The sequence below is a fragment of the Natronomonas sp. genome (assembly GCF_046710025.1).
In the GTDB taxonomy this organism is placed as follows: Archaea; Halobacteriota; Halobacteria; order Halobacteriales; family Haloarculaceae; genus Natronomonas.
On sequence record NZ_JBKEGK010000005.1, the window covers coordinates 15,256 to 29,176 of the forward strand.

12 protein-coding genes are annotated in these 13,921 nt (G+C 63.7%); 1 reads left to right on the plus strand and 11 read right to left on the minus strand.

Going from position 1 to position 13,921, the window contains the following annotated elements:
* The first annotated feature begins 7 nt into the window (after positions 1–7).
* Positions 8–505 carry a universal stress protein gene (locus tag ACI944_RS00805; protein ID WP_411717161.1) on the plus strand — a complete coding sequence of 166 codons (498 nt, stop codon included), beginning with the start codon at positions 8–10 and terminating at the stop codon, positions 503–505.
* A gap of 90 nt (positions 506–595) precedes the next feature.
* Here ACI944_RS00805 and ACI944_RS00810 read toward each other — a convergent pair whose 3' ends face one another.
* The 11 genes from ACI944_RS00810 to ACI944_RS00860 all read right to left on the minus strand — a co-directional run.
* Entirely contained in the window at positions 596–1,522 is a 927-nt protein-coding gene (locus tag ACI944_RS00810; RefSeq protein WP_411717162.1) for a biotin--[acetyl-CoA-carboxylase] ligase, read from the minus strand.
* Positions 1,523–1,560: 38 nt separating this feature from the next.
* Positions 1,561–2,685 carry an ABC transporter permease gene (locus ACI944_RS00815; RefSeq protein ID WP_411717163.1) on the minus strand — a complete coding sequence of 375 codons (1,125 nt, stop codon included), beginning with the start codon at positions 2,683–2,685 and terminating at the stop codon, positions 1,561–1,563.
* A 46-nt stretch (positions 2,686–2,731) separates the two neighbouring features.
* Complete coding sequence (locus tag ACI944_RS00820) at positions 2,732–3,391, minus strand: ABC transporter ATP-binding protein (protein WP_411717164.1); 660 nt, start codon at positions 3,389–3,391, stop codon at positions 2,732–2,734.
* A complete protein-coding gene (locus ACI944_RS00825) occupies positions 3,378–4,652 on the minus strand; it encodes a CARDB domain-containing protein (protein ID WP_411717165.1) in 1,275 nt (424 codons plus the stop codon). The genes ACI944_RS00820 and ACI944_RS00825 overlap by 14 nt, the downstream gene beginning before the upstream one ends.
* A gap of 263 nt (positions 4,653–4,915) precedes the next feature.
* Entirely contained in the window at positions 4,916–5,575 is a 660-nt protein-coding gene (locus ACI944_RS00830) for a response regulator (protein WP_411717166.1), read from the minus strand.
* Between the two features lie 274 nt (positions 5,576–5,849).
* A complete protein-coding gene (locus ACI944_RS00835; RefSeq protein WP_411717167.1) occupies positions 5,850–6,137 on the minus strand; it encodes a PadR family transcriptional regulator in 288 nt (95 codons plus the stop codon).
* A 573-nt stretch (positions 6,138–6,710) separates the two neighbouring features.
* Positions 6,711–7,502, minus strand: coding sequence for a hypothetical protein (locus ACI944_RS00840; RefSeq protein WP_411717168.1), 792 nt, complete (start codon positions 7,500–7,502; stop codon positions 6,711–6,713).
* A 1-nt stretch (position 7,503) separates the two neighbouring features.
* Positions 7,504–8,421: a hypothetical protein gene (locus ACI944_RS00845; RefSeq protein ID WP_411717169.1), complete on the minus strand. Its 918-nt coding sequence runs from the start codon at positions 8,419–8,421 to the stop codon at positions 7,504–7,506.
* A 95-nt stretch (positions 8,422–8,516) separates the two neighbouring features.
* Positions 8,517–10,931: a DUF5059 domain-containing protein gene (locus tag ACI944_RS00850; RefSeq protein ID WP_411717170.1), complete on the minus strand. Its 2,415-nt coding sequence runs from the start codon at positions 10,929–10,931 to the stop codon at positions 8,517–8,519.
* A gap of 519 nt (positions 10,932–11,450) precedes the next feature.
* The gene (locus tag ACI944_RS00855; protein ID WP_411717171.1) at positions 11,451–12,752 is read right to left on the minus strand and encodes a DUF6498-containing protein; all 1,302 of its coding nucleotides are present in this window, start codon (positions 12,750–12,752) and stop codon (positions 11,451–11,453) included.
* A gap of 79 nt (positions 12,753–12,831) precedes the next feature.
* Positions 12,832–13,921: acyl-CoA dehydrogenase family protein (locus tag ACI944_RS00860; RefSeq protein WP_411717172.1), on the minus strand; the 1,090-nt coding region annotated here is incomplete at its 5' end.

The window sequence follows — 13,921 nt, forward strand, 5'->3', positions numbered from 1 at the left end:
TGGTAGCATGTTCGATACCATACTCGTTCCGACGGACGGTTCAGAGTCGATGGCCCGGGTGATCGACACAGCCTCGGGGCTCGCCGAAGCCCACGACGCGGCGCTTCGCTTCGTCTACGTCGTCCCAACGGAAGCCTTCGAGCGCCTGCCCCTCGATACGCCGTGGGAGAGCGTCGACGCGATGCTCCGCGAGGAGGCGGAAACAGCGCTCTCGGCGGCCAAAGAGCGGGCGACGGTCGGCCGGACCGAGACAGTAGTCCGAGACGGGTCGCCGGGCCGCGAGATCCCGGCGTACGCCGAGGAGGTTGGCTGTGACCTCATCGTCATGGGGGCACACAGCCGCCTCGATTCGGAGCGGGAACTGCTCGGCAGCGTCACCGGCCGGGTTGTCAGGTCGGCCGAGATCCCCGTCATGACCGTCCGAGTCGGCGAGTCCGACCCGCCCGAACACCCGGAGAAGCGGCGGATCACCGCCGATCCGTCGGTTACGGAAGCCTTGGAGTGAACATGGCTTCTTGAGGTGCCCTTGTGACGCGGCGATCAGCGCGCTGGCCGCGGCGTCGGACCGACAACAGTCTGTCTGCGTTGGCGGCGATCACTCGCCCGTCGGCCTGAGGTGCTCGCAGTCGCCTGCGGAGACGCGTTGCTCGCCTGCTTCGGTTGCGACGACAAGCGTCCCGGGGAACTCGACGTCAACCGCCTCGCCGACGACCTCACCGCCCGGCGTCTCAACGCGGACCCGTCGGCCGAGCGTGCTCGCCGCCTCGCGCCAGGCCGGGAGGACGTCCTCCGGCGTCGACGTGAGTTCGTCGAAACGTTCGAGTAACCCCCGCGTCACGGCCGCGCGGTCGACATCGCCCACCTGCTCGCGGACCGTGGTCGCCGTCGTCGGGACGGTCGTCTCGTCGACGTTGGCGTTCATTCCGATGCCGACGACGATCCAGGAGACGCGGTCGGCCTCGCCTTCCATTTCGGTGAGAATGCCGACGAGTTTCTCATCGCCGACGAGAACGTCGTTGGGCCACTTGATTTCGGCATCGACACCGACCTCCCGGAGCGCCTCGGCCGACGCGACGGCCGCGGCGAGCGTGTAGATCGGCACCTGGGCGGGCGGAAGTTCCGGCCGTCGGACGATGCTGAGCCAGATCCCGCCCGACGGCGAGGCCCACTCGCGGTCGAGGCGTCCGCGCGCGCCGGTCTGCTCGTCGGCGAGTACCGCGATCCCGTCAGCGCCAGAGACGGCCAGCTCCCGGGCTCGGTCGTTGGTGCTCGAGATCGAGTCGTGGTACTCGACCTCGAAGGGAGCAGAGAGGCCGTACTCGACGCTGCCCGCGCCGAACTCCGGGACCGACGAAAGCACGTAGCCGTCGCCACGACTCTCGATTTCGAAGCCCGCTTCGCGGAGCGCCTCGATGTGTTTCCAGACCGCCGCCCGTGAGACGTCGAGGTCCGCAGCCATCTCCGGGCCCGAGACCGGACCATCGGAGAGCGAGGTGAGAATCGACCGTCGGGTCGCGTTCATGTGCGGCTTGAGGGGCCACGAATAAATGAGCGATGTGGTCAGCCACGGAGCGCGTCGACGGGATGCTCGTTGGCCGCCTTCCAGGCTGGGTAGAGGCCGCTGAGGACGCTTATCAGGACGCCGAAGGCGAACGCGCCGAGCAAGTACAGGCCGTTGGTGGGGTCGAGAACGATCCACAGTTCCACGGGCGTCGCGACGTACAGTCCCGCGACGAGCGCGATGGTCACGAGCACGCCGGCGGCGGCGCCACCGAGTCCGAGGAGCGTCGCCTCGAAGAGGATCGTCCGCAGAACCGCCCGCCTGCTCACGCCGACCGCCCGAAGGACGCCGATCTCTTGACGACGCTCGACGGTGCTCATCAGCATTACGTTCAGGATGCTCACCCCAGCGACGAACAGCGAGATGCCGCCCAACCCGAGTAGGAACGCCGACAGGAGCGAGAAGAACTGGTTTATCTCATCGAGGATCGAGGAGAGTTCGAAGACCTCGACGATGTCCTCGCGGGCATTGATGCTCGACTTGATGGCGTTGGCGCTCGCCGTCGCGGCCGCGCCGGTTTCGGTCTCGATGACCACCTGCTGGTAGCCGTCACCGGCGACCGCCCCCTCCGGCAGCATGACCGCGTCGTTCGGCGAGACCGGCGTGAACGACTCGACCGGTTCAAGGACGGCGATCACACGGTATGTGTCGCCGGTGATGTCGATGTTATCCCCGACCTGCGCGTCGAGGGAGTCGGCGAGGTCAGCTCCGAGGATCGCACCCTGTCTGTGCGGTACGGGGAGTTCTCCGTCGGCCGCCGTGTACAATGAGCCGGGATCCCGTATCCCGTAGATCGTCGCCGCCGCCGATTCGCCACCGCGCGTGACCAGGCCGCCGTCGGTCTTGAGAGGGACGGCGCGTCCCCCTGTCGTGACGCGTTGGATCTCCGTGACGGTCCGATCGTCGATCGACTGGACGCCGGCGTCGGCGTTCGGTGTGACGATCACCTGCGTGCCGATGTCGCCCAACGCGTCATCGGCCCCGATCGCGAGGACGTTCCCGAAGATGCCGAGGGAGGCGATCGCTACGACGCCGACGAGGATGCCGAGCGCCGCCAGCGCCGACTGGAGTCGGTTCCGCGAGAGGTTCCGGCGGGCGACGAACAGCGCCGGCAGCCGGGTCATCTGGCTACCTCCCTGCCCTCGCCTCCCAGCGCGTCCTCAACCTCTGTCATCTGACGACCACCCCGTCGCGCAACTCGATTGTCCGGTCAGCGTACTCGGCGACCTCGGGGTCGTGGGTGACGGCGATGACACTGACGCCCGCGTCGGTGATAGCCGTCAGTTCCGAGAGGATTCGCTCGCCGGTGTCGAGATCTAGGTTGCCGGTCGGCTCGTCAGCCAGCACGATCGAGGGATCGTTGACCAGCGAGCGGGCGATGGCGACGCGCTGTTTTTGCCCGCCGCTGAGTTCGTCCGGCAGGTGATCAAGCCGATCACCCAACCCGACGCGTTCGAGCAGTTCGGCGGCGCGGTCGCGTTTCGGGTCCGGGTCGAAGATCGTGGGCATGACAACGTTCTCAAGCGCCGACAGCGTCGGGATGAGATGGAAGTCCTGGAAGACGAATCCGATCGTTCCCTTCCGGAGCCGCGTGCGCTCGTCGATGGAGATGTCGGTGACGTCCTCGTCGTCGACGCGAACCCGCCCCTCGTCCGGCGAGTCGAGCAGGCCGACGACGTTCAGAAGCGTCGACTTGCCGCTACCGCTCGGGCCCATAATCGCGACGAGCGACCCGCCATCGACGGCGATCGACACCGAATCGAGCGCAACGACGGTCTCGCCGCCCCCGTCGTACCGGCGGGTCACGTCGGTCAGCTCAATCGCGGTCACGGAGCCGCCTCCAGCCGAGTGCCGCCCCGAAGCCGATCGTCGCCGACCCGGCGATTGCGCCGACGAGCGATAGCGGGATGCTCGAACCGTCGTCGCCGTCGTCAGACTCGACTCGGGCGTCGTACTCCAACTCGACGGTCCGCTCGTAGGGGTCGCCGTCGGCGAGGTACCTGACGGTCACGGGAACCGTCGTAGCGTTCGCATGGTCGACGTCGGCGGTCACGTCGAACCTGACAAACTGGCTCTCGGGGACCGTCCCGACGAAGTACTCCCGGGCCGGATAGGTCGGCTCGACGTGTTCGGTTTCGCCGAGCGAGACGACCGCGCTGTTGACCTCGCCCAACCCGACGTTCGCGGCGTGGCCGGTCACCGTCACGGTCCCGTTTCGGACGGCCATATCGACGTCGGTGACGGTGATTTCGCCGCGGTTCGGGCGGTACTCGAGCGTCGTCGTACTGGTGTTTCGGCGGGAGCCGATATCGTAGGCCGCCTCAAACTCGATCGTCGTCGGGTCCTCGAAGTCGCCGGCGTCGAAGAGAACGGTCTCGGATTCGCCGGGGGCGACATCGGCGACCGCTATGCGGGCGAGCGTCTCCTCAGCGCTTGAGGGCCTGACGGCCACCCGCCGGGCGGTGCCCTCGCCGAAGTTCGTCACCTCGACGCGGACGAGCGGCGTCCGAAGCTCCGGCTCGCTCTCGTCGTCACCCCCGTCACCCAACAGCCCGCCGGTGTCAGCGCCCAGATCGACGTTGAGATTTTCATCCTCCTCTAGTTCGGAGGGAAGGACTGTCCGAGCGTCAACTTGGACGTCATCCTCAACGCCGGCAGCGTCGACTCCGCCGACGACGATCGTCACGGGGCGAACCACGGTGACGTCCTCGTCGGCCTCGGTTTCGGTCTCGACGACGAGTTCGAGTTCCTCGACGCCGGGGTCGGAGAAGGCGGTCGCGAGTTCGAGCGTCACGCTGTCGCCGACCGACAGCGATCCGATGTCGTCGGCCTCGGCGTGGACGGCCCCGTAGCGGTCTCGGTCCCGGAGAGCGACCCGATCGACGGCGACGGCGGTCGCACTTCCGCCGGAGTTCTCGACCGTGAACTCGACGGTCGTCGTGTTGCCCGGTTCGGGAGCCTCGGGCGTGACGGTCACGTCCGAAACCACCAGTCGTGCGTCGGGGACATCTGCGAGCGCCGGGGCGGCCAGAGCGGTAAGTCCGACAGCCACGAGAAGCATGCATGCGGAGAGCAGGTGGCGGCGTTTCACTACTCGGAGTAGTGGTTCAGCGGGTTTATTCGTGTTGCTCGACGCGGTCGATCGCCGGAAGCGTATCGGCCCTCTATTTTTATACCTGCCTCCAGAGTTTATAAACAAACGGCCACCTAACCGGCGAAAACGCTCGACCGGTCGCTGGTTGTATCTATATTTTCCCACCGGATGAGCTCATAAGTAGTGTCCAAAGTACACAATACTCTACCCGATAGCGGATAGCCGGCCGAGCGGAAAAGGACCGTCCGCGTTGCGAACGGTCAGGCCCGTCGTTCGGTAGACAGTTCGCGCTCGACGGTGAATCCATCGAGGTCAACCGTGACGCGCTCCGCGACCGTGGTGAACGCCTCGTAGTGGTCGCCGCCGGGGTCGATCTGCGTCTGACTCTCGATGAGACCTGCCTGCCGGAGCGTGTTGAGCCGTCGGTAGACGGTCGGCAGCGAGTAGCCGGTGAGGTTGGCGACCTCGCGTGCGCTTCTCGGTTCGCCGTTGAGAATGTCACAGCAGCGGCGGGCTTTCTCATCGCCGAGCGCGTCAAGGACATCGCTCGCGGTTTCGTCGGAGGCCTGCACCAACGCCTGTTCGACGGTGTCGAGGAGTTCTTCCCTGTCGATCGGTTTGACGACGTACTCGTCGAAGGGGAGTTCGACCATTCCCTCGTCGGGTTCGACCGCCGTCACCATCACGACCGGACAGTCGTGGCCATCCTCCCGAAGTGTCTCGAGCACCTCGTCGCCCGAAAGACCGGGCATCCGCCGGTCAAGCACCACGAGGTCGACCGAATCGTCGAACGCCGAGAGTGCTTCCCGGCCACCGAACGCGGTCCGGACATCGTATTTATCACCGAACCACGTTCGGTATATATCGACGAGCCCTCGTTCGTCATCGACGGCCAAGATCGTGGCGTTCTCGCTCGGCATCAACTATTTTAATGTTATGGCCAACCGATATAATCGTTTGGGAGACGGGTGCACTAATCGAGGGCGATACCGCCCGGTCCCCGGGTTCTGTGACCCCGGAGTGCGAGATTCGGACTACGGAATTCGGAGCGCAAAATTCAGCCACCGTTGGCACCGTCCTGAACGATGTAGGTGCGTCGAACCACCGTGGTAAACTCGCTGTTTTCGACGAACGACGAGACGCACTCCACCGAAGCGCCGAGCAGTACAGATACCGTGCGAGCCAAACCGCTGACTACTCGGCGTCCGCTGTGTCGACGTACTGGTGTTCCCACTCGCGTCGGGCGTCGATCTCACGCTGGCCGCGCCGCGTCGCCGTGTAGAAATTCGTCCGTTTGTCCCGTTCGCCTTTCTCGACGAGCCCCTTCTCGACGAGCGTATCGAGGTTCGGGTAGAGACGCCCGTGATGGATCTCTGACTCGTAGTAGTCCTCGAGTTCATCCTTGATCGCGAGGCCGTGGGGCTCGCCTAACCCAGCAACTACATACAGTAGGTCTCGCTGAAACCCGGTCAGATCGTACATACCATACAAAATACATATTAGCAATATAAATCCAGCGGTCACCGTTTCACTCCAATGACCACTATACGCAAACGGATCCCGTATCTATTTGCCTCACATTATCATCGGTGGGCAGGGAGCGATGAGTCCTCACACGCCCCATTTCCCTCCCGCTGGTAGCACTATTCAGTCATAATTTACGTGTCGGCCTACCGCTTGGCTGACAAAGATTTAGTATCATGCGACCAATTGATTCCGCTAACAGCCGCACCTACTGGCACATGAGAGCCCCGACACGATCCTCAGCGCGTGCCCCGACTGTCACGGGGTTGTCGACCCGCACAAGTGAACTGCCTCAGGATCAAGACGACGCTGGTGTTTCGCTACGTTGTGATTCGATATACGCAGCAAGCAGATACTAGTCCGCCCCGTTCATCACGTTTCAGGCCCGCCAGATGTCTCAGGCTCTGGCCCACCGGCTTGCTCAGTCGACTCCGCCTCGGCGTTCATCGCTTCGTCACCGTCGCCAAAGAGTACGAGACACACCCATGCCCATGCCCTCGCTCGTCGTCGACGGGGACCCTTGCCCATCGGTCAGACCCTCCGGACCAGATGATCTCGCACGGCCCGCTGGCGCTCTTGGCACGTTTTATTGAGCTTCGCGACTGTCGCCAGCACTGGATGGTCAACCGGGAAATCCTGGTACAGATACGGCATGAGGCTTTGATGTCGCACGCCGGTGTCGATGCCCTGGTTCGTCGTCCTCCGGAGGAACGCTTGCCGGCCACGGGCAACGTCCTCACAGCAGTCGCGATGGCTGGCAAGTGTCTCGTGTCGCTGTTTCAGCGCGTCGAAACCGAGGTCAATCAACGGCGTCTCGTTCGCCTCGACGATCCAAGCGGTAATGATGTCGACCGCTGTCGCCGCATTCGCAAGCTGTGCGCCTTCCCGATTGAGCGCTTTTTGTAACGCCGCAGCCTCCGACGACCGAGACCGTGCTTCGGCAAGCACCATCTGTTTGAGTTCAGGGGTAAACGAGGTCTCCGTCGTCGGCGCGAGTGCCACCGCAACGGCATCGGTGAACTCCTCGCGAATCGTTTCGAGGAGCGACTCGGACCCGTCGGTGTCAGCGACGCTATGGGGCCGGATCGTCTCGGCGAATGCCGTCTGTACGGTCCGACAGCGATCAGTACCGGTCGCATCTGTAGAGAGGTGAGTGCCTCCAGTGGCCGGTGTGATACCAGCCGCCGATGACGGTGTCTGATCGGCCTGCACATTCCTTACCCGACTGATGAACGTCTCGTAGGCGTCCAGCTTCGCGTCGATCGCTTCCTGTTCGGCTCGAACGCGCGCTTGAGCTCGCTCAATGTAGGTGTCGCCAGCCATCTTAGGCCTCCCCGCCGATTGGGGCGTTCACCAATCCATCTTGACCGACCGTGTCGGTGAGGACGAACCTGAGTTGCCAGCCGCCGTCGATGGCGGTCACCCGAACGAACTGTGGGAGCCGCTTTGTCTGATGCCGGCAGAGTTCGAGTGTCAGTGGCAGCACGGGGAGTCGGTTGTTCCGTGCCGGGAGCGCGTATCCGGAAATACGCACGACGACGGAGCGTGCGCCATCATCAAGATTGACCGACCACGGCGAGCGCGTGTAACCAGTGATGAGTCCCCACTGCTCAAGTGACGTAAGTGTCGCCTCAAGCGGATTGTTCGAGTCGGCAACCGGCTCCAGTCGGGCTACGGCGTTGCTGAGGGTCTCAGCTTGGTCGGCGGGCGACAGGCGCTCGTCGAGTTCAACGGCCATGCTTTCGAGCAGACATATACAGAGTTCGTCGGGGCCGCTGAGGGTCTCTGCAAGCTCGAAGTACGAGTCCATGGCGGCTCTTTCGACTTCGTCGTGACCGGCTTTAGAGAGCGTCTCGAATACGGCACCAACGACGCGGTGGCAGAACTCGATGCGGTCACGTCGCTCAGCCGTACTGCTGTCGATGCGGACGGGCTTGGAAAGACGCAACTGCGGTGTCTCAGTCGCTGACTCCAGTGGTTGTGCTCCCGTCGCGTCTCGGGCCGTCTCCTCACAGACGATCAGTTCGTAGTAGGGGACCTGCGGGTCGTAACGTCGTAACGCCGAGCGGTACTGCTCGGTGGCGCGAGCGGCGGCTCTCGCGGTCGACCGGTCGGGGAATCGGTTGTCGGCTGCAGGCACCGGTCGGTCGCCTGTGCGGCCACAGACGACATAGTACTGGCCGTCTTCGGTCGCGAGGTCGTCGATGTGTTCTCTGATCTCGATGAGCGTCATTCCAATCATAGCTGTGCGTTACCCTCGTTCGTCAGAGCAGATTCACCGACCGAGCGGACGCCCCACGTTTGCTCGGTGGTATACAGTATCTCGTGGACGCCATCCTATGGCTTCTCTACACTCACGGAGCCGACCATCCCGGCGGCTTCGTGAGGAACACATAGGTACTCGTGTGTTCCCGTTGTCTCGAACGTGTGGACGTACGATTGGCCGGATCGGACGGCACCCTTGCTCTCTTTCCAGCCCTCGCGGGCGGCCTCCTCGCTCCCGAACCCGCCGGAGGCCCAGTACTCTGCGTCCTCCGGAATCCCGTCCTCGTATGCAACCACATTGTGCGGTTCCCCGGCGACGTGCGTCCACGCGACCGTATCGCCCTGCTGGACCGTCAGTTCCTCCGGCTCGAAGACGACGGCCTGCATATCGACGACGTGGTCGATGTCGTTAGGGACACCCTCAACGACGTTCGGACCGCCTTCGAAGTTGGACTCTTCTTCACCACCGTCGCCCGTCTCAGTCTCATCTACCGGGGCCGCGTCTGGGGCACCCGCGACGGCGAACTGCGCACGCGACGAGGCGGTCGCGAACTGTTCAGCGGCGGTTTCAACCCCGTTCCCCGAATCAAGCACCCCGATATACTCATCCAGCGCCGCCTCGAATCCTTCGTAGGCCTCGCTGTCGGATTCTTTGAGCAGTTCGTGGACGTGGGCCTCTTCGAAGTGGGCGAACGTCTCTTGCATGACGGCTGTTGCTTCCGCGCTGAACGACCCGCCAGCCGAAGCCACTACTGTGTAGGTCGCCGCGACGGCTTCGTCACCAAACGCCCGGGCCTGTTCGCTGACGTTTCCGCCCTGTCGGGCAGCGCTCGCTGCACTGTCGAGAGCGGCCTCGAAGGACTCATAGCGGTCATGATCGGCCTCTTCGAGCGCCTCGTGGAAGCCGCCCGCACCTCCCTCGAAGTGCTGGAAGGCTGCCTGGACCACCGAGGCGGCACGCTCGCTCTCGCCGACGGTATCGAGGACGCCGGCATCGAAGACCCGGGCAGTCATATAGCCACTCTCGACGGCGCTGACCTGTGCAACTGACCCGGCGGCCGTCTCGAAAGAGAGCAGGGTCTCTTGGATGCCAGACACATGCTCGTCGATGGCCGCGTCGTCACCCGTCTCAAACGCTGTGATCAGTCCGTCGAGGTGTTCCTCCTCGAAGGTCTCATAGAGGGATCTATCGGTCTCCTCTAACCGTTCGTGGAAATCGGCCTCGTTTCCCTCGAAGGTCTCGAACAACCCACGAACGGTTTCGGCAGCCACAGTCGGCTCCCCCAACCGGTACCGTTCCAGGGCGTCCTCCACGCGAGCTTTGAAATAGCCCGATTCAAGTAACGCCGGTTCGACACCGCTTCCCAGCGCCTCGATACCGTCGACTAGTGCCCCGTCGATGATCTCGACCACGGCGGTAACGTCCTCTGGATTGTCGTTCTCGATGGCTCTTGAGAGCGCACTCAGTCCGTCGTCCTCGAACCTGTGGTAGGCGTCCTCGTTGGCGTCTTCGAGCGCCTCGTGTACACGGGCGCCCTCAAAGTGGGCGAAGACGTTCTCAACGCGCTGGGCCGCTGCGTCGGACTGCCCGTGCTCGTAGAGCCAGGCCGCGTCATGGACCCGCGCCCGGTAGCTGGCCAGGGTGGCCGCGTGTGCGAAGGTGGTGGCGGGACCACCGAGGCTGGCCAGCGCGGCCGTGTCCCACCCACGCCCCTGCATGGCGGCGACGTGTCCGGCCCCGGCGACTGTCTCAGGCAAGAGTTCATAGCCGCCACTTGTGGCAGCGTCGAAGACCGCCTCTGCTTGCGCGGTAGCGGTCTCGGCGTCTTCGTTTTCGGCGGCCGTAGCCGCGTTATCGAGGGCGTTAGCGAACGTATCAGCGGCCTCAGCGTCGGCCCCGGACAGTACCTCACGCAGGCCACTTTCCTCGAAACGGTCGGCGATGTGAGAAAACTCCATGGATGCGTCGGTGAAATCACCGACCGCTACGAGCAGTGCCGCGTCCATCACGTGAGCACCCATCACGAGCACGTTGAGTGGTTTCACCGCATCCGATCCGGCGAGCGCGCCCTGTGCGTCTCTAAGATGCTCATCCGCGGTATGCATCGCACTATGTGCGCCCTCCAGATCCTCGCTTTCGAGGGCCGCGCGGAGGTTCCCTAATTCGTCTTCAAATCCCTCATAGCCCTCCTCGCTCGTCTCTTCGAGCATCTCGTGGGCGTTGTGCTCACCGGAGGCAGTCTCAAACCGTTCGAAGATATTTCCCGCCACCGACGCGCCGGCGGCGAACTCCGCAGCGTGGCCGAGGATCACCGGGTCGCGCAGACGGGTTCGGATCGCGTTCCACTCCGCAACGACTGCGGCTTCCGTCGGATTCAGTTGAGCGGTCTCCTCGTCATCGCCAAGAGTCTCGTTACAACCCGCGAGGGCGACGCCGACTAGTGCCGCACTCGTTCCCCTGAGCCAGTTTCTTCGTGTCTCTCGCATAGGTTTTAGGACAGCCTAAAAATACATAAAACCGCCGATTTTTTGGCTGGCCTAAAATTTATACACGTCTTTATTTTTCGCCCATCCGTGGGGATGAGCACTTTTTCTGATAACTCAGCAGCTGAGTGATCACGAGAATCGAGGACTCTGGAACGAATTGCCCCCGATGGTAAACGTCGTAAGACCCAATAAGAGCGTTTCGTGCGTTCGATCTACTGCTTGAGCATCTGGCCAGATGCGTTTCTGGTAATCCCAACGCAGTACGATTCTTCCCGGAATCCACAGGTGAGCGACGACCGAGTTACTCCGCTGACAGCCGCACCTATCGGTGGATGAGAGACCCTGGCACGATCCTCGGCGCGTGCCCCGACTGTGAGCGCAATCTTCGTTGAGTATACGTGCTCATCGACTACGAGACAGATGGCGGTAACTCCGGCCACCGGTCCAACTGCCCCACCTGTCGTGAGGCTGTTGCCCCGTTCAAATAAGTCTGATCTGCCGGACTTTTTTATCTCGATATCAGTCGAGCAGGCTACTGCGGCCGGGAACGAACTGTCGAGACCGCTCGGGTCGTCGATCGAACACCGCCAGTACCGGCTCGACATCCGACAGGTGTGGCAGAATGTACTCGTCGTCGGACAGTTCGATCGTGACGGTCTCCGTGCCGAGCAGCGCGTCGACGGGCGTTCGCTCAACGTGGAGGTTACTCTCATCCCATGCTTCAACGCGCCACAGCGCCGTCTCAAACAGCCGGTCGTAGGCGACAATGGCGCCCCGATCGGGGGCGACCCGGTATTCGACCGCCCCATACCGGAACAGGTGATCCAGACTCACCAGCAACACCGGACCCACAGTACTCGCGGCGACGATCAAAGTGACCGTGCTCCAGAGCGTGCCGATAGCGAACAGTGCCGCGACGGACAGCCCCATGCCGCCGAGGTACAACGCACCTGGATGATGCGGAAGCCGGAGTAGGCCACCGAGTATCCGGCCCCAGCGCGTCGGGCGGACCCGCCGGGATGCCTCCGGGAGCGATCGCTCGATGGCCGTCGGTTCGGACGGCGGCTCCCCCCACCCGTACTCGCGGTCGAACGATTGAAAATAGACGGTGAGCCGGTCGCTGTAGACACCGAGAAGGTCGGAGCCGAACTTGAGACAGACGATCACGATCAGTATCGGCGGCCCGACCGCGGCGGGATCGAGCGTGCCGAGCTCCGCGTCGGGCGACTCCGCGCTTGCCGCCGCGATCATCCCGATCGTGAACATCACCGCAATAAACGCCGTCGCGATTCTGATAAAAACGCCGGTGATCGCCGTCTGGGAGTTGTGCCTCCGGTACTTGCCTTGATAGAAGTACTCCCATAGCGTCGCCGCCCCGGTCGTACAGAATACCCCGGCCGCCGCGAGCAGCACGCTCGCGAGCACGTCGTCCGGCGGCGTGCCGAGCGGGGCGACCGCGACGGCTGCACCGATCGACAGGGCGACGAACAGAATCGCAGCCGTGATGGGAAGAGTGATGAGCGTCGTGAGATACATTCGCAAGCCGGTCCATGGAATAGAGATCGCGGGCTGTCGGGCCGCCAGCGGGCCGATAAGAAGACCGCCCGAGTCCAGATCCGGTGGCCGGCCGGCAAACAGCGCCCGAACAAGCGCCCACAAGGAGTCGATCCCGAGTTCGAGCCAGTACAGAAGCACCAGCGCGGCGGCGTTCCACCCGAGCGCGACGACGCCGATGATCGGAATCGAGTTTATTATAGTGATACTGAGTAGCTCCGCCTGCCGACTGTTCCGGGATGGCAGGAGTCGTCCGGTGGAGGGCATCGGCTTTCAGTTACGACGAGCGGCAGATGAATGGACCGCTTGGAGGCCCGAGCGCGATCACCGCCGTCTACGCCGGCTCTCAGTTCTCGTCGGGCCAGTGCCCGTAGGCAATGTCGCGCTGGACGGCGTTCGCCCCCTCGTACACGCTCGGATACGAACTGTCCCGGAGAATCTTGTTGATCCGGTTTTCTTTCCGGAGGCTCTCGCCACCGTGAAGCTGTGCAGCGTCCTGAGCGATCGCTTCAGCGGCTTCGGTAGCCCGGCTCTTGGCGAGGCTAGCCCAAAACGCCGGGTTCTCGCCGGCAGCGACGTGTCGACACGCCCTCCAGGTCAACGCCCGGGCGGCTTCGAACCGCTCGCGCATTTCAATCAGTTCGTGACGGACTGTCTGTTTGTCCGCGACCACCTCGTCGTACAGCTCCCGATCGTGAACATACTCCCACGCTGTCTCGATCGCGGCCGCGGCCAGCCCGATCCCGTGGCCCGCGACCACGATCCGGCCGTAATTGAAGAACTCCGCGATCTGGTAGAACCCTCGGTTCGGCTCGCCGAGCAGGTTCGACGCCGGAACCCGAACCCCGTCGAGTTCGATGCGGGCTTGCTGGCTGGCTCGCAGGCCCATCTTGTCGTCGATGGACTCGGCCTCGTAGCCTGGGCTGTCCGTCGGCACGACGAACAGCGAGTACGCGCCGTGGCCGCCGTCGTCGTCGGTCTGGGCGTAGACGACGATCCAGTCGGCGACGACGCCGTTGCTCGTCCAGTATTTTTCGCCGTCGAGAACGTACTCGTCGCCCTCTCGCCGTGCCGTCGTCCCCATCCGGGCGAGGTCGGAGCCACCGCGTGGCTCCGTCGCGGCGAGTCCGGTGATCAAGTTCTCCTCGGCGACCGGCGGGAGCCATTCAGATCGCTGTTCGTCGGTGCCGTGCAGAGCGACGACCTTGGCGCCGAAGTCGGCTAACTGAAGCGCGAGCCCGATTCCCCCGTCGGCTCGGAACCACTCCTCGATGATGGCGAGTCGGTCTTCGAGTGTCCACCCGGCTCCGCCGTACGTCTCTGAAAAGTACCGTCCTGCGAGGCCGGCCGCTTGGGCCTCGCGGAGGATTTCGATCGGGAACTCGCCGGTCGCGTCGTGAGCCATCGCCTCGGGACGGATCTGCTCGTCGGCGAAC